General features: G+C 31.3%; 29 protein-coding genes. 22 read left to right on the forward strand and 7 right to left on the reverse strand.

All coding sequences use genetic code 11. The features are described from left to right. Positions 1–77 precede the first annotated feature (77 nt). The 7 genes from RDK80_RS06315 to RDK80_RS06345 all read left to right on the forward strand — a co-directional run bounded on the left by RDK80_RS06315 (position 78) and on the right by RDK80_RS06345 (position 3,295). The gene (locus tag RDK80_RS06315) at positions 78–260 is read left to right on the forward strand and encodes a hypothetical protein (RefSeq protein ID WP_216557507.1); all 183 of its coding nucleotides are present in this window, start codon (positions 78–80) and stop codon (positions 258–260) included. Continuing rightward, on the forward strand, positions 239–322 hold the full coding sequence (locus RDK80_RS06320) for a hypothetical protein (protein ID WP_216557740.1): 84 nt from the start codon (positions 239–241) through the stop codon (positions 320–322). Before RDK80_RS06315 ends, RDK80_RS06320 begins: the two co-directional genes overlap by 22 nt. Positions 323–363: 41 nt before the next feature. After that, on the forward strand, positions 364–528 hold the full coding sequence (locus RDK80_RS06325) for an iron hydrogenase small subunit (protein ID WP_216557510.1): 165 nt from the start codon (positions 364–366) through the stop codon (positions 526–528). Positions 529–621: 93 nt separating this feature from the next. Continuing rightward, on the forward strand, positions 622–1,602 hold the full coding sequence (locus RDK80_RS06330; RefSeq protein ID WP_216557513.1) for an ABC transporter substrate-binding protein: 981 nt from the start codon (positions 622–624) through the stop codon (positions 1,600–1,602). Beyond that, complete coding sequence (locus RDK80_RS06335; RefSeq protein ID WP_216557516.1) at positions 1,577–2,332, forward strand: ABC transporter permease; 756 nt, start codon at positions 1,577–1,579, stop codon at positions 2,330–2,332. Before RDK80_RS06330 ends, RDK80_RS06335 begins: the two co-directional genes overlap by 26 nt. Next, positions 2,311–2,994: an ABC transporter ATP-binding protein gene (locus RDK80_RS06340; protein ID WP_216557519.1), complete on the forward strand. Its 684-nt coding sequence runs from the start codon at positions 2,311–2,313 to the stop codon at positions 2,992–2,994. The genes RDK80_RS06335 and RDK80_RS06340 overlap by 22 nt, the downstream gene beginning before the upstream one ends. Positions 2,995–3,109: 115 nt before the next feature. Beyond that, positions 3,110–3,295, forward strand: a complete 186-nt coding sequence (locus RDK80_RS06345) for a hypothetical protein (protein WP_216557522.1) — start codon at positions 3,110–3,112, stop codon at positions 3,293–3,295. Positions 3,296–3,371: 76 nt separating this feature from the next. Here the strand turns inward: RDK80_RS06345 and RDK80_RS06350 are convergent, their stop codons facing one another. The 6 genes from RDK80_RS06350 to RDK80_RS06375 form a co-directional block, all read right to left on the reverse strand. Then, positions 3,372–5,189 carry an ABC transporter ATP-binding protein gene (locus tag RDK80_RS06350; RefSeq protein WP_246565676.1) on the reverse strand — a complete coding sequence of 606 codons (1,818 nt, stop codon included), beginning with the start codon at positions 5,187–5,189 and terminating at the stop codon, positions 3,372–3,374. Positions 5,190–5,200: 11 nt separating this feature from the next. After that, the gene (locus tag RDK80_RS06355) at positions 5,201–6,994 is read right to left on the reverse strand and encodes an ABC transporter ATP-binding protein (protein ID WP_308523789.1); all 1,794 of its coding nucleotides are present in this window, start codon (positions 6,992–6,994) and stop codon (positions 5,201–5,203) included. Positions 6,995–7,359: 365 nt separating this feature from the next. After that, entirely contained in the window at positions 7,360–7,629 is a 270-nt protein-coding gene (locus RDK80_RS06360; protein ID WP_308523790.1) for a DUF3343 domain-containing protein, read from the reverse strand. Between the two features lie 8 nt (positions 7,630–7,637). Beyond that, on the reverse strand, positions 7,638–7,850 hold the full coding sequence (locus tag RDK80_RS06365; protein WP_256312824.1) for a sulfurtransferase TusA family protein: 213 nt from the start codon (positions 7,848–7,850) through the stop codon (positions 7,638–7,640). Beyond that, positions 7,843–8,937: a YedE family putative selenium transporter gene (yedE, locus tag RDK80_RS06370; protein WP_308523791.1), complete on the reverse strand. Its 1,095-nt coding sequence runs from the start codon at positions 8,935–8,937 to the stop codon at positions 7,843–7,845. Before yedE ends, RDK80_RS06365 begins: the two co-directional genes overlap by 8 nt. A 153-nt stretch (positions 8,938–9,090) precedes the next feature. Beyond that, complete coding sequence (locus RDK80_RS06375) at positions 9,091–9,771, reverse strand: Crp/Fnr family transcriptional regulator (RefSeq protein ID WP_216557537.1); 681 nt, start codon at positions 9,769–9,771, stop codon at positions 9,091–9,093. 360 nt (positions 9,772–10,131) lie between these two features. Between RDK80_RS06375 and RDK80_RS06380 the strand changes: the two genes are divergently transcribed. The 4 genes from RDK80_RS06380 to RDK80_RS06395 all read left to right on the forward strand — a co-directional run bounded on the left by RDK80_RS06380 (position 10,132) and on the right by RDK80_RS06395 (position 12,479). Continuing rightward, on the forward strand, positions 10,132–10,416 hold the full coding sequence (locus tag RDK80_RS06380) for a hypothetical protein (RefSeq protein ID WP_094902036.1): 285 nt from the start codon (positions 10,132–10,134) through the stop codon (positions 10,414–10,416). A 54-nt stretch (positions 10,417–10,470) separates the two neighbouring features. Next, positions 10,471–11,064, forward strand: a complete 594-nt coding sequence (locus RDK80_RS06385) for a DUF4230 domain-containing protein (protein WP_308523792.1) — start codon at positions 10,471–10,473, stop codon at positions 11,062–11,064. Between the two features lie 109 nt (positions 11,065–11,173). Next, positions 11,174–11,893 (forward strand): L,D-transpeptidase family protein, encoded by a 720-nt coding sequence (locus RDK80_RS06390; protein WP_094902040.1) that lies wholly within the window; start codon positions 11,174–11,176, stop codon positions 11,891–11,893. A 100-nt stretch (positions 11,894–11,993) separates the two neighbouring features. Next, positions 11,994–12,479, forward strand: coding sequence for a ferritin (locus RDK80_RS06395; RefSeq protein ID WP_094902042.1), 486 nt, complete (start codon positions 11,994–11,996; stop codon positions 12,477–12,479). Positions 12,480–12,531: 52 nt separating this feature from the next. Here the strand turns inward: RDK80_RS06395 and RDK80_RS06400 are convergent, their stop codons facing one another. Next, positions 12,532–12,759, reverse strand: coding sequence for an alpha/beta-type small acid-soluble spore protein (locus tag RDK80_RS06400; protein ID WP_094902044.1), 228 nt, complete (start codon positions 12,757–12,759; stop codon positions 12,532–12,534). 277 nt (positions 12,760–13,036) lie between these two features. Here RDK80_RS06400 and RDK80_RS06405 point away from each other — a divergent pair, with 277 nt between their 5' ends. From RDK80_RS06405 to RDK80_RS06455, 11 genes are all read left to right on the forward strand, one after another. Beyond that, positions 13,037–14,149, forward strand: a complete 1,113-nt coding sequence (locus tag RDK80_RS06405) for a sodium ion-translocating decarboxylase subunit beta (protein ID WP_094902046.1) — start codon at positions 13,037–13,039, stop codon at positions 14,147–14,149. Positions 14,150–14,159: 10 nt separating this feature from the next. Further along, entirely contained in the window at positions 14,160–14,273 is a 114-nt protein-coding gene (locus RDK80_RS06410) for an OadG family protein (RefSeq protein ID WP_143598565.1), read from the forward strand. A gap of 362 nt (positions 14,274–14,635) precedes the next feature. After that, positions 14,636–14,830, forward strand: a complete 195-nt coding sequence (locus tag RDK80_RS06415; RefSeq protein WP_216557549.1) for a spore coat associated protein CotJA — start codon at positions 14,636–14,638, stop codon at positions 14,828–14,830. Next, complete coding sequence (locus tag RDK80_RS06420; protein ID WP_216557552.1) at positions 14,823–15,083, forward strand: spore coat protein CotJB; 261 nt, start codon at positions 14,823–14,825, stop codon at positions 15,081–15,083. The genes RDK80_RS06415 and RDK80_RS06420 overlap by 8 nt, the downstream gene beginning before the upstream one ends. 12 nt (positions 15,084–15,095) lie before the next feature. Then, positions 15,096–15,668 carry a manganese catalase family protein gene (locus RDK80_RS06425; RefSeq protein ID WP_308523793.1) on the forward strand — a complete coding sequence of 191 codons (573 nt, stop codon included), beginning with the start codon at positions 15,096–15,098 and terminating at the stop codon, positions 15,666–15,668. 165 nt (positions 15,669–15,833) lie between these two features. After that, positions 15,834–17,240 carry a sigma 54-interacting transcriptional regulator gene (locus RDK80_RS06430; protein WP_308523794.1) on the forward strand — a complete coding sequence of 469 codons (1,407 nt, stop codon included), beginning with the start codon at positions 15,834–15,836 and terminating at the stop codon, positions 17,238–17,240. Positions 17,241–17,400: 160 nt separating this feature from the next. Continuing rightward, a complete protein-coding gene (locus RDK80_RS06435; RefSeq protein ID WP_308523795.1) occupies positions 17,401–18,681 on the forward strand; it encodes a glycine/sarcosine/betaine reductase component B subunit in 1,281 nt (426 codons plus the stop codon). A gap of 11 nt (positions 18,682–18,692) precedes the next feature. Then, positions 18,693–19,964, forward strand: a complete 1,272-nt coding sequence (locus tag RDK80_RS06440) for a glycine/betaine/sarcosine/D-proline family reductase selenoprotein B (RefSeq protein ID WP_308523796.1) — start codon at positions 18,693–18,695, stop codon at positions 19,962–19,964. Positions 19,965–19,976: 12 nt separating this feature from the next. Continuing rightward, entirely contained in the window at positions 19,977–21,056 is a 1,080-nt protein-coding gene (locus tag RDK80_RS06445; protein ID WP_308523797.1) for an NAD/NADP octopine/nopaline dehydrogenase family protein, read from the forward strand. A 28-nt stretch (positions 21,057–21,084) separates the two neighbouring features. Further along, positions 21,085–22,497 carry a Na+/H+ antiporter NhaC family protein gene (locus RDK80_RS06450; protein WP_308523798.1) on the forward strand — a complete coding sequence of 471 codons (1,413 nt, stop codon included), beginning with the start codon at positions 21,085–21,087 and terminating at the stop codon, positions 22,495–22,497. A gap of 27 nt (positions 22,498–22,524) precedes the next feature. Further along, entirely contained in the window at positions 22,525–23,643 is a 1,119-nt protein-coding gene (locus tag RDK80_RS06455; protein ID WP_308523799.1) for an alanine dehydrogenase, read from the forward strand. The last annotated feature ends 12 nt before the right edge of the window (positions 23,644–23,655 follow it).

Below are 23,655 nucleotides of genomic sequence, written 5' to 3' on the forward strand. Positions count from 1 at the left end.
ATATCAATATACAGAATAGTTCGGCAAAATATAGGCATAAAAATAATAATAAATTATTAAGAAGGGGGAGATGTAAAATGAGTAGGCTTAGTATAATTACGCGAAATCAGGCACAGCAAACCATTTATTTGATTAAAAATGAAAATCCTAATCCTGATGCATTTAAGGAAGTAAGAGGAAGAAAAGGATGGAAAGAAGCAAGCTTTGACCAAAACTTAGGGTTGCTGTTGCCAGTGGATTGGGAAATGCAAGAAAGCTAATAGAGGCTATTAGAGTGGGAACTGCTGAATATGACTTTGTTGAGATTAGACCTGTCCTATAGGCTGCGCTAGTGGAAGAGGACAGCTAGAGGATGGTAAGGAATTGGCTGGTGAAAGAGCTGAAATACTATATGGTTTAGATAAAGTAAATAATCTTCGCTTCTCCCATGAAAATCCATCAGTCATTAAATGTTATGAGGAATACTTAGGGAAACCATTATCAAATAGATCACACAAACTACTTCATACTAATCAAAAAGATTGGTAAAATATAAATTAAGACCTCTAAGTATGGGTAACTATACTTAGAGGTTTTATCAACAATAAAGTCAGACTAAAAAATATAAGGAGCATGAGAAAGATGAAAAAAACATTGTTATTGTATTTATTCTTAATTATTGTAATACTAGGTTTTACAGGCTGTAACAAATTAGATACTTTGCAAAAAGAGCCTAAGATTATTAAATTTAGTTATCAAGATGGGACACCTGCTTTAACAGCTGCTAAGTTGGCTAAAGAAAATCCAATTATTGATGAGAATATAACTATTGAATATGAAATGGAAAAATCTCCAGATTTACTAGTCACAAAGATATTAAAAGGGGAAGCAGATATTGCCATAGTTCCATCGAATCTAGCAGCTCAGGCATTTAATAAGGAACTGCCATATAAAATAGTAGGTACATCTGTATGGGGTTCACTCTATCTAGCTAGTACAGAAGATATAAAGGATTTTGAGGAATTAAAAGATAAGGAAATTTATACCTTTGGAAAGGGACTCACTCCAGATATAGTCCTTAGATATGTTTTATCTAAAAATGGAATTGTTCCAGATAAGAATGTGAAGATTACATATTTAAATGCTGCTTCAGAGGTTGGTCCTATATTCATCAGTGGAAAATCTAATCTAGCCGTTTTAGCAGAACCTTTGTTAACTACTGTGACGATGAAGAAACAGGATACTAAAGTGATTTTTGACCTTAACCAAGAATGGGCTAATGCAACAGGAGTGACTAAAGGCTATCCTCAAGCTAGCTTAATAATTAAAGAAGACTTAATAAAGAATAATATAGAATTTGTGAAAGAATTTATTGATATATATGAGGAAAGTAGGAAATGGGCAAAGGAAAATGGAGAAGAATTAGGAAAATATGCAGAAGAATTGGGAATTAGTGTAGCAAAGGAGACAATAGAGAAAGGGATAATATGGACTAATATAGAATCCTTTGATATAAGAGATGGTAAAGAAGAATATAATGCCTATTATGGAGCAATATTAGATTTTGCACCGGATTTTATAGGAGGAAAAATGCCTGATGAAAAAATTTATTTTGAAAGATAGGAAATTATCTATCATTTCAAAAATCTTAATAATAATTATATGGATATTGCTATCAATATTTATAGACAATGAAGTGATATTTCCTACAATAAAGAGTACTTTTAGTAGTCTTGTAGATATAGCCACAAATTCAAATTTTTTAATTATTATTGGCTATTCTCTCCTAAGAAGTTTGATTGGATTTATGATATCATTGTTTTTAGCCATGGTGATAGGAATTTTTTCTAGTATCTCTAAGACCATATATTATCTAATGGTTCCTATAATAAACTTTTTAAGTTCAGTACCAACTATGGCGATTATTATATTGGCTCTCATATGGTTGGATAATGAGATGGTACCGATTTTTGTAGGATTTATTATGGTATTTCCTATATTATATGAAACGGTTTTAAATGGAATATTAAACGTGGATAAAAAAATTATAGCCATGGCAAAAATATACAAGGTAGATAAGACTACTATTATAAAGAATATCTACATACCAAGTATCTTGCTAAGTTTAAATAATATTATATCTTCTGCATTGGGGATTAATCTAAAGATGGTAATTGCAGGAGAAGTATTGTCACAGCCTAAATATGCCATAGGGAGTAATCTGCAATTACAGAAGATGTACTTGAATACTTCAGGAGTTTTTGCTTGGATAATAGTAATTCTTCTTATTTCTAAAATATTTGAATATATGCTGGAAGGGATAAAAAATTTATGTATCAAGTCAAGAATATAATAAAAAATTATAATGATTTAAAGGTATTAGAGGATATTAGCATTGATTTTCCCAAAAATAAGACTACCTGTATTTTAGGACCATCGGGATGTGGAAAAACCACTCTTTTAAATATAATATCAGGAATAATAAAAGAGTATTCAGGAGAGATAATAGGATTTGAAGATGATATATCCTTTGTTTTTCAAGAGGACAGGCTTATTCCATGGAATAATGTAAGTTCTAATATAGAATTTGTTTTGAAAAATAAAATGAATAAAGAGAAAATAGAGACTACTATGGAAAGGTATTTAAAATTAGTCAATTTAGAGGAATACAGATATTATTATCCCAAGGACCTTAGCGGTGGAATGCGACAAAAGATAAGTATATTGAGGGCTTTTGCTTATCCATCGAACTTACTTATAATGGACGAGCCTTTTAAATCCTTAGATATCAATAGTAAGCAAGTATTAATAGATTTTTTTAAGGAACTGAGAATAATGGAAAATAGAACCTGTATAATAGTAACCCATGATATAGAAGAGGCTTTAACCTTAGGAGATAAAATTGTAATATTAACGGAAAAACCTACTAGGGTAAAGAAGATAATGGAATTAAATGGAAGTCAAGAAAACAGGATTAAGTTAAGGGAAATAATAGAAAAGGAGTTAATGATGTAATAATCAACTTAGAATACCTACTTTATTTAAGATATAATAGGATATACGCATTAAGAGGAGATGTCAATAGATTTTGCTATATATAAGAAAATAGAAAAGTTCTAGAGGTGATACTATGAAAACAGAAATGAAAAGAATTTTAAAAATAGTCTTGGGAATTTTAATCATAATACTGCCTTATATTTATGCAAATGGAGATATAAAGGGATATAAATTTATAAGCCCTATGTATGAAGTTTATTTTATATCCAAAGTAATATGTGCTATAGCAGGTATTCATATGATAAGCAAAGAAATTTAATTTTGAAATGTTCTTAGCTTTAATAGTTAAAGGGTAGGTTTTTAGCGAAGACTAAAAACCTACCTACCTATTTTACCTATCCTAATACATCCATACTTTTTTCTTCAATGAACTGATTAGTATATAGATTATAATAATAACCCTTCTTCTTAATCAATTCCTTATGATTTCCTGCTTCTTCAATTTTTCCATTTCTTATAACTAAAATCCTATCTGCATTTCTTATGGTAGATAATCTGTGAGCTATAACAAAGGATGTTCTTCCATCTAGTACTTTGTGAATAGCATCTTGAATAATCTTTTCAGTTTCCGTATCTATAGATGAAGTAGCCTCATCTAGTACAAATAGTCGTGGATTACGAACCACAGCTCTTGCAAAGGATATAAGCTGTTTTTGTCCAGTAGAAAGTAGACCTCCACCTTCACCTACCTCAGTATCATACCCTTTTTCAGTATCCATAATAAAGCTATGGGCATCAACTAATTTGCTTGCAGCTATAATTTCTTCATCTGTAGCATTTAGATTACCATATTTAATATTTTCCTTTATAGTACCACTGAATAGATGAGGAGCTTGTAGTACATATCCAAGATTTTCATGTATCCAGTTTTGTGGCATATCTTTATAATTTATACCATCGATTAAAATCTCACCGGATGTAGGTTCATAAAATCTACAAAATAGATTTACTATAGTTGATTTTCCTGAGCCAGTTTCACCAACTAAGGCTATAGTCTCACCTGACTTAACCTTTAAGTTAAAATTATCAAGTATAGTTTCTCCAGTTTTATAAGAAAAGGATACATTTTTAAATTCAATAGCTCCCTTAATCTCAGGCCAAAGTTCTCTTTTAGGATTTAACAAGTCTCCATATTTTTCTTTTACCTCACCACTATCTATTATAGCAGGTACTTCATTCAATAAAGAGAAGACTCTTTCAGCAGAAGCTTGAGCTGCCTGTAGTTCTGCAAATATTACAGCTATCTGACGTACTGGCTCATAAAATTGAGCTGTATAAGATATAAAGGCTACCAAGGTTCCATAAGAAATAGCACCCAATAAAACTCCTTTACCACCATAATTTAAAGCTAAAGCAGTACCTATACTACCTAGAGTAAGTATAATAGGTAGATAAACAGAGGAAATTACAGTAGCTCTTATGGATTTATCTCTCATAGATGTGGTTATCTCAGAAAATTCCTGAAGATTAATATCTTCTCTAACTAATGTTTTTGTAGTTTTAGCCCCCTGAATATCCTCATTATAGGCAGCTGTAATCTTGGAGTTTATCTTTCTCACATCTCTTTGAGCCTTTAGTATTTTCTTTTGAAAATAAAAACTGATAACTGCTAATATCGGTATTACAGATAATGTAATTAAAGCTAATTTAAAGTTTAATTTAATCATTGCAATGGTTACAGCAGTCATCATGGAGAAACCCCATGCAAGGTCTACCAATGACCAAGATATGGTCTCTGATAGCCTACCTATATCAGAGGTCATTCTTGCCATTAACCATCCAACAGCCTTATCATCATAATAGGATAGAGGTAAAAGCTGAAGCTTTTCAAATCCTATCCTTCTAATATCATAAGCCATTTTTGTTTCTAGTTTTCCAGCTAGAGATATGAATAGATAAACCGTAAGAGATAATGCAATTACTGCAGAAAAATAAACAAAACCAAATTTTTCTATTCCAGCTAAAGTGTTTTTTTCTATAAAATTATCTATAGCATATTTCGTCATTAGAGGAAAAACAGAATCCAATATCCCAAGGCATATCATCATCAAAGCCAATATTCCAAACTCAAGTTTATATGGCTTTAAATATTTAAAGAAATCTTTCCATATATTAATCTGTATCTTATCTTGATTATTATTTTCTTGTGTCAAATTAACACCCCCTATGCATTTATTACTTCATCATCTAATGAATTTTGTATGGTATATACTCGTCTATATAGCCCTTCCTCATTAATCAAATCATTATGAGTGCCTCTTTGGATAATTTTTCCCTTATCTATTACCAGTATCATATCTGCTTCAGCTACAGTTGAAATTCTATGGGATATGATAATAGTAGTAGCTCTATTTTTTCTACTGCCTAAAGCCTTTCTAATGGAAATATCCGTCTCAGTATCTACTGCAGATAATGAGTCATCAAATATAACAATTGGACAGTCATTAATAATAGTTCTTGCAATTGCCATTCTTTGCTTTTGACCCCCAGATAGTGAAACACCACGTTCTCCTACGATAGTTTCATAGCCAGATTCAAAGGATTTTATATCTTCATGGATGGAAGCAGTTTTGGCAGCCATAATTACTTTTTCATCTTTTAAAGATGGATTAGCTAGCCTAATATTCTCTCTTATATTTTTAGCATAAAGGAAAGGCTCCTGTAGTACTAATCCAACATTTTTTCTAATCCAAGATTTATCTATAGTATTTAGCTCAATACCATCAATTTTTATAGATCCATTATTATACTCATATAGTCTTGGTAGTAAATGTACCAAAGAAGATTTACCAGATCCTGTAGGTCCTATTAAAGCAATGGTTTCACCAGCTTTAACATTAAATGAAAGATCTGATAAAACTGGTTTATTCTCCTCATACTCAAAATAAACATTTTTAAATTCTATATTACCTCTGATATTAGGTTTATGATTATTTTCATCTAATATCTCTATAGGCTCTGCAAATATTTCATCAATTCTTTTTAATGATACAAATGCCTTCCCCATATCTGTTAGGGTTCTACCCATTTGTCTAACTGGCCAGATTATCATATTAATATAACTAACGAAAGCTACAAAAGACCCAAGTGACAATTCACCTTCATATGCAAGGTAGCTACCAACTATAATAACAAATCCAACCTGGGACATACTAAGTAAATCAGATAATCCCCAATAAGCTGATAAGTTTTTTATTAGCTTATAAGTTAAATCCTTATATTCTAAATTTTTCTCATCGAATTTATCAACTTCGTATTTTTGTCTGGAGAAGGCTTTAACAACCCTTACTCCTGTCAAATTTTCTTGAAGAGTAGTAGTCATTCTAGCCTCTGCCTCATCAGAGGCCTCAAAGGCCTTTTTAACCTTAGTAAAAAATATAAATGAGAACAAAAATGTTATAGGTAATACTATTATAGATATCATAGCCATCTTAATGTTCATGGTGAACATTACATAAAGTATGAAAATCAACATAAACATTGATCCTACAACCTCTACAAGTTGTATAGATAAAAATCTTTTTATTGTATCTACATCAGATGTACATTTTTGTATAAGCTCTCCAGTTTCTGATTTAACATGATATTCATAAGGTAGTCTCTGTATATGATCATAGAGTTTATCCCTTATTTTTTTAGTAGTATTTTCTGCTGATTTACTAGCTAAAGTGTTTTTTAAATATAGAAATATTCCTCTCGAAATAGCTACAGAAATAAGTAAAAGTCCTATAATCCATAGTTTTTCTTTTAAAAATTCTTTTCCACCTAAGAAATCAACAATTTTCTGAATGGTTGAAGAGTTAATTACTTCATCACCAATTATGCTATCAATTGTGGTTCTCAAGATAAGAGGGGTGGCAGTAGTAAGTATTTGTGATATAAGAATAGATATCATTCCAAATAAATAAATAATCCTGTACCCTTCCATAAAGTTTAGTAGTTTTTTAAAATTTTTCATTATCTCCCTCCTTAATAAAAAAACCATAGGTATGCACCTATGGTAAATTATTTTTATATTGAGACACGGATATCCTAAATAGGATATTACAAGAATATAAAAAACCATAGGTGAACACACCTATGGTATCAAATTCAGTAGCAAAAAATTAGTTCTTGTACCTAGGTCGTGTTGTTAAAATTATTAAGTTTTCCTTATTGTTAATTGTAAAATTCATTCTGATCATCTTCACGACCTCCTTTCATATTTTTGCCAATAATTTAATTATATATGAAAATTTGGAAAAATCAAGCTTTATTTTATAAAAATTATAAAATAAAACAAAAGAATGTTTCTTCAAAATAAAAGAAGCATTCTTTTGAAAATCATTTATTAATATACTTAGAAAACCAAGATTTTCCCTTTGGGTTTATAATCTTATGAAAATCATCTATAGGAACATCTTCATCTTCACACAATTTTTTTATATCATATTCTAATTCACAAGGTATCTTTGCAGCTGTTCCACAGCTTGAGCTGACTTGTCTAGGCACAGGCATCAGCTTTACAGGAATACCTTTATCATTCATAAATTTCTCAAAAATTAATGCATGTTGGGTAATATGAAATGTAACTACACAGTAAAAGTCTTCCATCAAATCACCTATTTTTTAATATGAATTGTATATTCTCCATTTTTTTCCTCTACATTTACATTATACCCTTTTCCAGTAACAAATCTAGTAATATTTTCAACTGCTACATGGGTATCAACTAAAACCTGTAATGCTATATTAGGATTAATATCAATTTCATTTTTAGTCATAATAACAGGTTCAGGACAGGACCTACCTCTAGCATCAATAATATTAGCCATTGATTTTTACCTCCTTAGACTGGGATTTAGCTTTTTTACTATTTATTACAACACTATAAGCTAAGAATAATACAAATATTATACCGATAATAACAGCAAGCTTGCCATTAGCCGTAGCACCCTTAGCGCTGGATGCTAAACCAAAGTTATGAGCAAATGCAGCACCAACTACAAGCCCTAATACTGTAACACCAGCATCGCCATCTCCCTGACTGGCTAAGACAGTTTGTCTAATTGGGCAGCCTCCAAGTAAAACTGAGCAAAGACCTACAAGAGTCATACCTAAGAAATTCCAAAGATGATTTGTATGAGCCACCGGTTGACCTTCAAAACCTAATTTAAAGCTACTGAAATTTAATATAAGATTACCAGCCAGATTAAATACAAAAATTCCAACTAATCCCCATAAGAAATGATAATCTTTAATTAGTATAGCATCTCTAAATCCACCAGCAGTACAGACTCTACTTCTTTGAAGAGCGATACCAACTATTGCACCTAAAACTAAGGATATAATAATAGGTGCTGCCATAGAACCGGGACCCTCTGTACTAAATAATATAAATGCAGGTTTAACAACTAAGAAAATAAGTAAAACAACAGCTATTATCGGGAAAATAAATCCTACAATTTTGGGTTGGTCTATACTTTTACCAAGGGTGTATCCCCTTTTAAGGAATTGTACACCTATGAAGATTCCTGCCACATATCCAAATAAACCTACCAGAGCATTTAAATCTCCATTTCCCAATCTTAGAAGCATTCTGAGTGGACAGCCTAAGAATACAAGAGCACCAATCATTAAAAAGAAGCCTAAAACAAATCTTATTAATGAAGAAGAACCACCTTTAACCTTAAAATCGCCTGTCATATAAGAAATAATAAAAGAACCGAATATTATGCCGATTATTTCAGGTCGTATATATTGCACTACTTCAGCCCTGTGCAGACCAAGGGCTCCAGCAATATCCCTCCAGAAACAAGCAATGCATATTCCCATATTACCAGGGTTTCCAAGCTTCATAAGAATAGCACCTATAAGTCCAATAATACCTCCATAGATAAACATTTTGCGTTTATCACCCATTTACAAAACCTCCTTTGAAAAATAATTATCAATCTTAACTAGATTATATAAAATTAGTTGGGGATATAAAAATAGAAGATATCTATAAATAATTTATATCTATAGATATCTTCTATACATAAACTGGATTATATGGAAATATATTCACATTCACTATTTTAATAAACATTCTTCTAGTAAGTCTATGTCGACAATTTTTAGCTTATTTTTATGGTAGTCAATTATACCGTCTTCTTTCATTTTCATCAATTCCCTCGACAAAGATGGACGAGGAATATTTAATAATTCTGCCATTTTTTTTCTACAGAATGGTAGTGTTAATAGCTTGTTTTTCTGCTTACTGTATTCAGTTAATATAATATTGGCAATTTTTTTTCTAACAGTATCATAAGAAAGATTTGTTATTCTATCATTTAGCATTAAAATTCTATTAGATAAAACTGACACAAAGTTATTTAACACTCTATCATCGGACCTCATTAGTTTAATTATATCATCTTTGTTTATATACATTATTTCAGTATTACTAGAGGAAATTATAGTAGCTGGATACTTGTGACTTCCAGAAAAAATAAGGGCTTCACCGAACACATTCCCAGCTTCAAAATTATTAATTGTTACAATTTTTCCTGATGGGAAAGGTTTATGAATTTCTACAGTGCCAGACAATATTATACCTAGACTGTTGCAATCATCTCCTTCTATTGCAATTACATCATCTTTTTGATAATTACTTATACTATATGAGACTACAGAGATTAAATCATTTATTTCATCCTTGTTTAAATTTCTAAATAATATTGACTTATTTAAACTATCTAGATATTTTTTCATAAAAACATCCTTTCTAAGTTTTGATACAAAGGCTACTTAATTTATAATATATACTAAAGGAAAATCCTAATAAAAACAAGGCTAATATTGATAAACAATATAAATAAAATTAATAATAAAATAATAGTCATAAATAAGTTTTTTTTTATAAATATTGGGTAAATAGGATAAAGATAAATGTATTTATTTTTGTATGAAACATTTTAAAAATTAAAATCATAATATTATAATCTTTAACTAATGATATAAACCATATAAACAACAAGATGTTTTGGGGAGGGTGCTGCATGACTTAATTGAGGTTCTTTGCTTATTTGTATTATAGAAAGTCTTTTATAAAATCAAAAAGGAGTTATTGCAATGAATAAAATTATGTTAATTAGTAAATTAAACCCCCAAGATTATACAGATGAGAAGAAGAAGATATTTTTTTTACTAGGTGGAATGAATATACCTACTATTGAAAACAAAATTATAGATGTTTTACGTAAATCGGAGTTAGTGGGATTAAGTGATATAGTTTTAAAATATAATGGAATAGAATTAAATATAAATACACAGAAAATACCTAATATAGTTAAACTTCTATGTAAAGAGAATATTTCCATATATAGCATTTATCAATTTTATAATCCAGATTTATAGTATAGTAGCTCTCTGAGAATGCAGAGGGCTATAAAATATTTAAGAGGTGATGTGATGAAGTATTTTGACAATATTAAAGGAAAGTTAATATTAGCAATAATCGTTGTGATATTAATAGTAGGAATTGCTGGATATACAAAAATTTCAATGGATAGAAAGACTATTTTATTATCAAATAAGATTGAGGAAAAAGTCCTTAGACTAGTTGAATTATCTACTGTGAAATATAATTATACTAATATAGTGGAATACGAGGACAAAGTACAATTAAGTGGTATAAGTGTACCTTTTACCAATAAAAAATTTATTGTAAAATATAGTGGATATATTAAAGCAGGTGTAGATTTAAGCACTATAGAAGTCAATGTAAAAAATAAGGATGCGGTAGAAATAAAAATGGATAAACCACAAATATTTGAAAATGTAATTCCAGAAGAAGAGGTTTATTTTTATGATGAGAGAGATTCTATATTTAATAAGCTAAGTTTTAAAGATTTATATGTAGTACTTATACAAGAAAAAGAGAAGATGAAAGAGGAAGTAATCCAAAAGGGAATACTAAATGATGCAGAGAAAAATGGCACTGATATTATTACTTCATTATTAGAAGGTATGGGCTTTAAAAATATTTCAATAACATTTAGATAACCAACAAGATTCACCCCTTAAACATTATGCAATTTTATAATAGCGAAAATAAAATTATAAGTTTAATTTATGGAATTGCTGCATATTAATGTTAGGAAGGGGGGATATAATGAACAAGGATATTAAAATGTTTATTTTAATAATTTTATTAGTAACTGTTTTTTTAATTTTAGGAAACTATATACATAGATATTCAACTATGAAAAAGTTAACCTTAGAGGATGTCTATTTAAAAGATAAAGCAACGAATTATACTATATTAATTGAAGTAGATAAGAAACAACTTAAATTAGTAGATAGAGAAAACGAAAGTATAATAAAAACATACCCAATAGCAACAGGAAAACCAAGTTCACCAACTCCCTTAGGAACATTTAAAATTATAGAAAAGGGACAGTGGGGAGAAGGATTTGGCACTAGATGGATGGGACTCAATGTTCCCTGGGGTAAATATGGAATACATGGCACAAATAAACCAGGTTCTATTGGTGGGAATTTATCTGCTGGATGTATTCGTATGAGAAACAAAGATGTGGAAGAGCTCTATTCTATGGTGAATCATAATACTATAGTTATCATAACAAATGGACTATATGGGAATTTTGGTCAAGGATTTAGGGAACTAAAACCTGGAGATAGAGGTGCAGATGTTTTAGAAGTTCAGAAAAGGTTGGCACAAAGAGGATATTATGAAGGCAGCTTAGATGGAATCTATGGAGAGGGTATGAAAGCATCTTTAATAAGATATTTAAAGGATAATAATATGACTCCTACAGATAAAATAAATTATGGAGTATATAGTATTTTAGATATTATTTTAATGGAATAACATATTTATGATTAGATGGAAGATCTTAGGGTATCATAGAACAGTAAAGGAATATATAGAATTAAATAAATATGAATAATAAAACAACAGGAGGCATATTATGGCATCAGAAAAATTATTAAAAGCGTTAAACGATCAATTTAACTTTGAATTAGCATCTGGATATCATTACATGGGAATGGCGGCATATTGTTCTGATAGAAATATGAATGGATTTGCTCATTTCTTCATAGAGCAGGCTAAAGAAGAATATTCACATGCTATGAAATTCTATGGTTTTATCTATGATATGGATGGAAGAGTTATGACTCAAGCGATGGAAGAACCAAAAAATGAATATAATTCATTCTTAGAAGTTTTTGAAACAGCTCTTGCACATGAGAAATTAGTTACTTCAAAAATAAATAATTTATTAGGAATGGCGGAAGAAGAAAAGTCATATCCGACTATTCAATTCTTACAATGGTTTGTTGAAGAACAACTAGAGGAAGAAAATAGTATGAAAGATATAATATTTAAATTAGAGGGAATTAAAGATAATTTCCATGGACTATATCTATTAGATAAAGAGTTAGGATCAAGATAATATAAAATATAAAAAGATAGGTCAATAAAGACCTATCTTTTTTTAGAACTTACTACTTAGTAGTTCCAGTTCCACCCATAGTTTGTTGTGCCATTCTAACTAAGTTTTTAGTCATATATCCACCAACATAACCATTTTGTCTTGATGGTAAATTACCTTTATCCATTGAATCATAGTTTGCCATACCTAATTCAGAAGCTATTTCTAACTTCATTTGGTTAAGAGCTTGACGTGCTTGTGGAACAAGAATGTTGTTACTACTATTATTATTTGTAGTCATTTTTTATATCTCCTTTCAATCTTAATTTTGTAAAACTTTGGTGTAGTAGTATTATGTGTAGAAAATCATTTAATAATCATGTAATATTATGCAATATTGAATGTGGTTTCCAGATTTTCCATAAACAGCTATTTTAAAGAAATAAGATTATTTTCCCTTTCACATAGACTTAAAAAGAAAATCCTTGTAGTTTTGGGGATTTTCTTTTTAAGTTTAAAAATTTGTAAATACATGATATAATAAGCTGTTCATATTTATAGAATAGGAGGAATAAAACTTGGAACAATTATTATTAGGTGTTAAAAGTCTTGAATTAAACCAAATACTTATGTTTATTATTGGCGGTATACTTATTTATCTAGCAATAAAAAAAGATTATGAGCCAATGCTGTTATTGCCTATAGGGTTCGGAGCAATACTAACAAATTTACCTGTTGTTGCAGGTATCCCAGGTATAGCTAGCGATGAGGGAATTTTAGGAATACTTAAAAATGCAGGAATTTTAAATGAATTATTTCCAGCTTTAATTTTCATAGCAGTTGGGGCAATGATAGATTTTTCACCCTTACTTCAGATGCCATCTATGCTTTTCTTTGGTGCAGCTGCACAATTTGGAATATTTATGACCATAATATTTGCATCTTTTTTAGGATTTGATATAAAAGAAGCTGCATCCATAGGAATTATAGGAGCTGCTGATGGACCTACATCTATATTTGTAGCCACGAGATTTGCCAAGCATCTACTAGGGCCAATATCTGTAGCAGCTTATTCATATATGTCTTTGGTGCCTATGATTCAGCCTATTGTTATAAAAGCTTTGACTACAAAAGAAGAAAGAAAGATTAGAATGGAGTATAGGCAAGTTAACGTATCTAAGACTGTAAAGATAATATTCCCAATAGCAGTTACTATAATTGCGGGGATTATAGCACCTATATCTGTTACTTTAATAGGATTTTTGATGTTTGGAAATCTTATTAGAGAATCTGGTGTATTAGAGAGGTTATCTCAATCAGCTCAAAATGAACTAGCCAACTTGGTTACTTTGCTTCTAGGAATAACTATTGGATCCACAATGACAGCAGATGCATTTATTAACGTGGATACTTTAAAGATAATGGGACTTGGGTTAGTTGCATTTATATTCGATACAGCGGGTGGAGTATTATTTGCTAAGTTTTTAAATTTATTTGTGAAGAAAAAGTACAATCCTATGGTTGGAGCAGCTGGTATTTCAGCATTTCCAATGTCAGCTAGAGTAATACAAAAATTAGCTAAAGAAGCAGACCCAACAAACTTTGTTTTAATGCAAGCAGTATCTGCCAATGTAGCTGGGCAAATAGGTTCAATTATAGCAGGTAGTATTGTATTGATACTATTATCTTAGGAGGTACATTATGGACGTTATATTATTTAAACTATTAGTCTATGGAATGGGGACTACATTTTTTGTTTTAATATTATTTTATTTTGTCATAAGAATATTAGTAAAATCATTTCCCGAGAAATAGCCCCCTTTTTAGGGGTCTTTTTATAACGAATAGGAAAGCTTTACTTTTATCTTTTAATTTCAAGAAAGCTACTTCTAATGTGACATTAGAAGCTTTTCTTACAAATATCAACTTTTAAAAAAGAAAAATAATAGATAACTCGATTAGGATATTTGATATTGGGGACTGGAATGTTTTGGGGCGTAGGGAAATATATGGAAGATATGAAAGGATATGACTAAGAAGATAATAGAGATAAACAATTAATGTATTTAATAGAACCGTTTCGGAAGCTAAATAATTAGCTTCTTTTTTATTGTTTGTAACCATTTGTTTTTTTCTACGTAATATGTAATGAACAGATTTTTTTAGGAGGAGAGAAAATGGATAGAGAATATGAAGGCGAAGGAAGACCATGTTGTCCTGGCGCACTAGCAAGGGCCTGTGTCCCCTTTCAAATTATGAATCAAGTATTTAGTCCGAGAGAAGCATTGAAAAAGGGAACATTATTCCCAGAATTATATCAACCATATATTGTGGAAGAGCATAGAGAAGGTGGGTGCAGATGCTATGGATAGAACACAGATGGATTTTCTAATAGAGTTAATGGAAGTATCTTTTGTTCTAGTGGAGACAGCTTTATATTTAGATACTCATCCAAATGATGAAAAGGCTTTGAGACTTCACAACAATGCATCTCAAAGATATAGTGAATTAGAAACTATGTATCAAGCAAAATATGGTCCTTTAAGAAATACAGGTATGAGTAAATATCCTTGGGGCTATATTGATGGACCTTGGCCTTGGGAAATAAACTTTACTAATTTTTAAAGGAGGATAACTATGTGGGTATATGAAAAAAAATTGCAGTATCCAGTAAGAGTTGATACAACCAATCCAGCATTAGCTGCAATGATATTAGAACAGTTTGGAGGACCAGATGGTGAATTATCAGCAGGAATAAGATATTTAACTCAAAGATGGACTATGCCAACAAATGAAGGTAAGGCAATATTGACAGATATAGGTACAGAAGAGCTAGCTCATTGGGAGATAATTGGAACCTTAGTATGGAGATTAGTAAAAGATGCGCCAGTACATCAAATAAAAGGAACGCCATTTGAAGCTCATTATGTAAATCACGGTAAGAGTCCTTTCCCTCATAATGCTGGAGGGCAAGCTTGGACAGCTGGATATATTCAGTCAAAAGCTGATCCAGTGGCAGATTTACACGAAGATATGGCAGCAGAAGAAAAAGCAAGATCAACTTATGAATATTTAATTATGGTAAGTGATGACCCAGGAGTAACTGATACATTAAGATTTTTAAGGGAAAGAGAAATAGTCCATTTCCAAAGATTTGGAGAAACATTAAGGATAGTACAGGAGTATTTGGATTGTAAGAAATATTATTAAAAGTGAATATAGAAAAAAGTTAAGGGCTCATATCTGCAATGGATATGAGCCTTTTTGTGACAAGATTTTGACGAGAAAAAGATATTTTAGATCATACGTTAGCTATTTGCCATAAGTTATATCTATATTATATAATAAGACTATAGACAAGCTGGAGGGTGAAAAATGAAAGATAACAATTATCTAACCAATATGAATTACGTAGATGCCATAATGATAGTAGATAGACATGGAAAAATTGTATATTCTGTGAGATATAATCCTAGATTTGATAGTAGTGGTTGTGAGGATGATCTTGAGAATATATTAAATAGAAATTTTTTAGAAGTATATTCTGGTATTAACCCTAAAGATAGTACTATGATTAGATGTATCAATGAAGGAAAGCCGATTTATTTATCAGAGCAGGTATTTAGTGATTATAAGGGAAGGATTATAAATACTCAAAACCTTACAATACCAATAATAAAAAGTGGAAAAATTCTTGGTGCAATAGAACTATCTAAAGATATAACGAAGATTGAAGAGCAGATAAAAAGTAAGGGTTATTCCTTTAAAACAGATTCCGTTAGATACAAAAGAATACAGGGACCTATATATACTTTTGAAGATATAATTACGTCAAATAAGGAAATGTTACATAATATAGAAAAGGCAAAAATAATATCAAATAATACGTCCTCAGTTATAGTCTATGGAGAGACAGGAACAGGTAAGGAGCTATACGTTCAATCAATTCACAATTATAGCAGTAGAAGAAATAAACCATTCATAGTACAGAACTGCGCTGCACTTCCTGAAAATCTATTTGAATCTATATTATTTGGCTCAGTTAAAGGAGCTTTTACTGGTGCTATAGATAAGCCAGGTTTATTTGAAGAAGCTCATGGGGGAACATTATTCTTAGATGAAGTGAATTCCATGCCTCTAAATCTACAAGCAAAATTACTTAGGGTATTACAGGATGGTAGGGTTCGTAGAGTAGGAGGTAGTCAAGAAAAGGAAGTAGACGTAAGAATAATTGCAGCAATGAATATAGAACCAGTCAAGGCTATGGAATTAGGACAAATTAGGGAGGATTTATTCTACAGGTTATGTGGAATAAGTTTAAAACTACTGCCACTTAGGGAACGAAAAGAAGATATAATGGTATATGTTGAATATTTTATAAATTTTTATAATAGGAAGTATAGCAAGGAGATAATTGGTATATCTAATGAAGTAATGAAATTGTTTCTTGACTACAATTGGCCCGGAAATGTAAGAGAACTTCAGCATGTAATAGAATCCTCAATTCATTTTGTAGGAAATAATGAAGAAATAAAATTAGATCATCTTCCAGTATATTTAAACGATAAGATTAATAAAGAGAATGATGATTTTATTGAGGATAATTTTGATATAAGTTGTGCCACATCTTTAGATGAAATGCTTGAAGGAATAGAAAAACAAATGATAAATAAAGCTTTAGAAAGTACAGGAGGTAATATAACTAGAGCTGCTTCATTATTAAAGATAACTAGACAAAGATTACACTATAAACTTGATAAATATGGAATAGATTTTAATTGATGTTAAAAAAATAGCAAAAAAATTTTCACTGGGTGACAGATTTCTGTCACCTTTATTATATTTTATCATCCTTAAATAACTAAAATAGCACTTTAATGATTGGCATAGCTTTTGCATTAACATGATGGTGTAAAGAGAGTAAGAAAAAGGAGGTTAAGATATGGAATTAATTCTAAGAAAGATTAAAGTAAATGATATAGTATTTGGTCTGGTTACCAAAATAGATAATGGAGTATTAACTATATCAAAGGACGAAATCCAAGACTTGTTATTAGAAGATGAAAGAATATTAGAAGTGCAAATAGATATAGCGAGACCTGGGGAGTCCATCAGAATAATTCCCGTTAAGGATGTTATAGAGCCTAGAGCAAAGTTAAATGGTGATGTTTTTCCTGGGATAAATGGAGCAATAGAGGATGTTGGCAGAGGGATTACTTATGCATTAAAGAATTGTGCTGTAATCACAACGGGGCCTATAGTGGGATTTCAGGAAGGAATAATTGATATGAAGGGTCCCTTAACTAAATATACACCATTTTCTCAGTTAAATAATCTTGTCCTTAATATAAAGAAGAAAATCGGAGTAAGTCAACACGAACATGAAGAGGCGGTAAGAGTAGGTGGAGTAAAAGTAGCACATTATATTGGAAGACATGCCTTAGAGTATAAGAATTATGAAGAAGAGATTTATAATTGGAATAGCTTATCAGTTAAGCTAAAAGAGTACCCAGAACTACCAAAAGTAGCATATGTTTATCAATGTGTAGGTCAAGGACTTTTACATGACACCTATTTTTATGGAAAAGATGTTAAGACTATGGTTCCAACAGCAGTTAATCCCCTAGAGATATTTGATGGTGCATTAGTTAGCGGTAACTGTGTATCAGCAGGGTCTAAGACTACAACATACCATCATCAAAATAATGCTATTATTAATGAATGTTTTAAAAGGCATGGGAAAGAAATAAATTTCATAGGTGTAGTCCTAAGTCCTATGACTACATACCTAGCAGATAAATATAGAAATGCAGTGATTACGTCTAAAATGGTGGAAATGCTTGGAGTTGATGGAGTTATTCAATCACAAGAGGGTTTTGGTAATCCAACAACTGATTTAATGATGATATGTAAGAGACTTGAAAACAAAGGAATAAAGACAGTCCTTATTAGCAATGAAGATGCTGGAGTAGATGGTAAATCTGAATCCTTACCAGATGGTACTATAGAGGCTAATGCCATGGTTTCAACTGGAAATAGCAATGCAACAATTAAAATACCACCGATGGATGTGATATTAGGAGATTTCGATGCGTTAGAACATATTACAGGAGGTTTCCAAGGTTCAAGGCAAGGGGATGGGTCTCTAATCATAGAAGTTCACGGTATATTAGGTAGTCATAATTTACAAGGTTTTAGTCACTTATCAGCAGTGACAATTTAGGAGGTGAGAGGATGAAAAAAATATTATTCTACACTAATCAATTTTTTGGACAAATTGGAGGAGAAGAGAAGGCAGGTATACTACCCAAAATAGAAAGAAGTATGATAGGTTCAGCAAATTTGTTTAAGGATTTAGAGGGTGAAATTATTGCTACAATAATTTGTGGAGACAATTATTATGCAGAAAATATGGAGGAAACGAGAAAATTCATATCTAAACATATAGAGGAGCTTAATCCTGACTTAGTTGTAGCAGGCCCTGCATTTAACGCAGGAAGATTTGGTATAGCTTGTGGAGATATATGTAGTTTTGTTAATGAAAAATATGGAATCAACACTATAACTGGAATGTATATAGAAAACCCAGCAGTTGAGATATATAAGGGCAATACCTATATTGTAGAAACTGGTAATTCTGCTGCTACAATGAGAAAGGCAGTTTTCAAAATGGCAAAATTGGCTAATAAATTGTTAAAAAATGAAGATATTGGATTACCTAATGAAGAAGGATATATTCCGAAGGGAATTAGAATCAATGTATTTAAAGAAAAAAATGGTGCAGAAAGAGCGCTTGATATGTTAATTAAAAAGCTAAAGGGAGAAGAATTTAAAACTGAAATTCCAATACCAATATATAATACAATTACTCCAGCAGAGCCAATATTTGATATAAAGAAGGCAAAGATTGCCTTATTAACAACTAGTGGATTAGTGCCTATGAAAAATCCTGATCATTTGCCAGCCGCTACTGCAAAATTTTATAAAAAATATCCAATAGATAGTATAGAAAGATTTGAAGAAGGAGAATTTGAATCAGTTCACGCAGGATTTGATCCAGTATATGCAAATCATAACCCAAATAGGTTGTTACCACTGGACTTATTTAAACAATTGGAAAAGAATGGAGAAATAGGAAATTTACATGAACATTACTTCGTAACTACAGGAAATTCTACCTCGGTAGCAGATGCTACAAAAATGGGAAAAGAAATAGCGCAGGAATTATTGGATGCAGGGGTAGATGGAGTTATAATGACATCAACCTGAGGTACATGTACACGTTGCGGTGCAACCATAGTAAAAGAAGTAGAGAATATAGGTATTCCGGCATCACATATATGTACAGTAACGCCAATTTCAAAGACAGTCGGAGCAGTAAGGATAGTTCCAGCAGTAGCAATACCTTATCCAGTAGGTAATCCCAATGAAACTGAAGAAAAGGAAAAGGAAATCAGAAAAAAAATAGTGCAACATGCTATAGACCTATTGCAAGAAAAATTCTAAGGGGGAGTAGAAATGAAAGTTGCAGTACTTGGTTCAGGAAATGGTGGTTGTGCCGTTGCCTTTGATTGGGCAAAAGCAGGACACGAAGTATACTTATACGATTTTGAACAATTTTCTTTTAATATTGATGCCATAAATGATAAAGGTGGTATTTCTAGTTCGGGAATGTTAGAAGGATTTCAAAAATTATCATATGTAGGTCATGATTTAGAGAAAACTTTGAAAGGGGCACAGCTAATATTTATTGTAGGACCAGCCTATAGTACAGAACCTTTTGGAAAAGCTGTAAAACCTTATTTAGAAAAGGGTCAAACTTTTATAGTATGTCCTAGTTCTTGTGGCGGTAGTATTGTATTTAAAAATGCATTAGGATTGAGTCTAGATAATGAAGATTATTTAATAGCTGAAACAAGCACTTTGCCTTATGCTGTAAGAATTAATGGACCTGCAAGTATTAATATATTTTTGAAGTTAAAAGATGGTGTATTTCTCGCAGCTCTGCCTAGTAAGCATACTTCTAAGGTTCATGAATTAATAAAAGAAGTTTATCCAGCGTTAATTCCTGCAAATAATGTACTGCAAACAACATTGCAAAATGCCAATCCAGTTATCCATCCATCTGTAACATTACTAAATGCAGCGTTAATAGAGAGAACTAAAGGTGATTTCTATTTTTACGAAGATGGGGTAACCACAGCTGTAGGAAGATTAATGAAGGAAGTAGATAAGGAGAGAATAGCAATAGGTCATAGACTTGGATTTAGTATTATTGAAGATCCAGTCCTAGGGATGAAACAAGGTTATATGCAGGAAGCAACATATGATAAAGGATATTCAGAAGCTATTGGATTTAAGGGAATAGGAGCACAATCAACCTTAGACCATAGATACTTAAATGAAGATGTTGGCTATGGATTAATATTTATGGCAGAGCTTGGCAAGGAAATTGGGGTAGAGACACCCGTAATGGATTCAGTAATAAAACTTGCATCAATTATTATGGATAGGGATTATCGAGGAGAGAAAAAAAGAACAATAGAAACATTAGGTCTTAATAAGTATAATTTGTCAGATTTACTTGAAATTTTATAGGACTTATAAAAATTAAGGAGGTAATATCATGGATCCAGTTACAAACTTTGGAATTTTATCATTATTACCAGCATTTACAGCATTAATCCTCGCATTTATTACTAGGGAAGCAGTTTTTTCATTATTAATTGGAGTTCTAGTTGGGATATTAGTTACAGGACAAAATATATTATTTGGATTTACAGGTCTAGCTCAATCCGCACTAGGAAATGCAGATTTTATCTGGGTACTAAGTATAGAAGTTTTTGTAGGTATTATGATAGCATTTTTTCAAAAATCAGGTGCCATTGATATTTTTTCAAAATCTATCGAAAAAATGAACGTAAAAGCAAAAGGTGCTCAAGTACTAGCCTGGCTACTAGGTATATTTATATTTTTTAGTGATTATTTTAGTCCTCTATATGTAGGTACAGTTATGAGAAATATAACAGATAAAGCAAGAGTATCAAGAGAAAAATTAGCATATATATGTGACTCTACATCAGCACCAGTTTGTACAATTATTCCCTTTTCCTCTTGGGGTGTATATGTAGCAGGGCTATTAGTGGGAATTGGAGCATTTACGGATAAAAATATAGCTATGAATGCAATTGTTAGAATGGTTCCGTTCAATTTTTATGGTATTTTATCCGTAATTATGGTAGGGGTAATAGCAATAGGCATAATTCCTGACTTTGGGCCTATGGGCAAAGCTGAGAAAAGAACAAGAGAAACAGGAAAGGTTATGAATGATAATGCAAGACCATTATTAGGAAAAGAGCTTTCAGAAATTAAGCCTAATGAAGGTATAAAGCCAAATCTTTTTTTAAACTTCTTTGCTCCAGCATTAATTATTATTTCAATTACCTTAGGAACATATATAATTAACGGAAGTGCAAAAACACTTGAGGGATTTGTCGCCGCAGTAGCATTTCAATTTATTACAATGCTAATTCAAAAGATGGGAACTATTCCTGAATTAGTAGAGACAGCTATAGCTGGTATCAAAGGTATAGTATCTGCAGTTATTATTTTAGCATTAGCATATTCACTTAATGCAATAAGTAAAGAACTTGGAACAGCAGACTATGTTATATCAATTGCTAGTTCATGGATGACGCCAGCATTATTGCTAGTATTTACATTCCTCATAGGAGCTTTTATATCCTTTTTCACGGGTACCAGCTGGGGGACATATGCTATTTTAACTCCAATAGTTGTACCATTAGCATTTAATTTGACAGGTGGAAATATAACAACCTTAGTATACGCAACTATAGCTGCAGTAATGGGGGGAGGATGTTTCGGAGATCATTGTTCACCATTATCAGATACAACAATATTATCATCACTTGCAGCTGGCTCGGATCATATTGACCACGTAAAAACACAAGTGCCCTATGCACTTTCAGTAGCAGGAATATCGGCAGTACTTTATTTAGTAATAGGAATTATGTTATAGCGAAATTGAGCTTTGGAGGAATGAATAATGAAAATAGGAATACCAAAAGAAATAAAGCCATATGAATACAGAGTAGCATGTGATCCTAATGGAGTGAAAGAAATAGTAAATAAAGGGCATAAAGTATTAGTTGAAAGAAATGCAGGAATAGGTAGCGGATTTACCGATGAAGATTATAAGGTTCAAGGGGCGGAAATAATAGATACAGCCAGAGAAATATTTGCAGAATCAGATTTAATTTATAAAGTAAAAGAAATTTTTCCAGAAGAGTTTGCATATATGAGAGAAGGTCAAATAATATTTACGTATATTCATTCTAATGCTCATAGAGAACAAACAGATGCCATGATTGACAAAAAAATTATTGGTATAGCCTATGAGGATGTGGATGATAAAGATGGGGAATTTCCTTTATTAAAACCAATGAGTATTATAGCCGGAAAGGGAGGATTTCTAGCAGCATTAAATTTTATGCAGAAAATCTATGGAGGAAATGGAATATTATTGTCGAAAATAGATGGCATAAGAACTCCAGAAATAACCATTATAGGTGCGGGAAATTCAGGAGTAGGGGCAGCAGAATTAGCATCAGCATTTGGAAACAAAGTTACGGTATTAGATATAGATGTAAATAAGCTAGAAGCGGCAAGAAAAGTATTACCATCAAATGTAGAATTTTTGTATTCTAATAGAAACAATCTAGAGATGTGTCTAAAGAGGACAGATGTATTAATGAATTGTATCCTTTGGCCAAAATGGAGAAAAGATCATTTAGTAAGTAAAGATATGTTAACTATAATGAAAAATAGAGCATTAATAGTAGATGTAGCATGTGATGAAGGTGGAGCTATAGAGACATGTAAATCAACAACTCATGATGACCCAATATATGAAGTAAATGGAATAATACATTATTGTGTAGATAATATACCATCTGCATTTTCGCAGACTGCAACTCAAACTCTATGTAATGCAACTCTTCCATATTTACTAGAAATAGCAGATAAAGGAGTGGAAAAGGCATTAAAGGATAATAAATATCTTAGAAGAGGTTTATCATTCTATAATGGGAAATTAACTTTGAAAGAGACTGGAAGAAAACAGGAAAGACCATATATAACACCCGAAGAAGCTTTAGGAATATAAATATTGAATATA

Source organism: uncultured Tissierella sp. (assembly GCF_902479755.1).
GTDB lineage: Bacteria > Bacillota > Clostridia > Tissierellales > Tissierellaceae > Tissierella > Tissierella carlieri.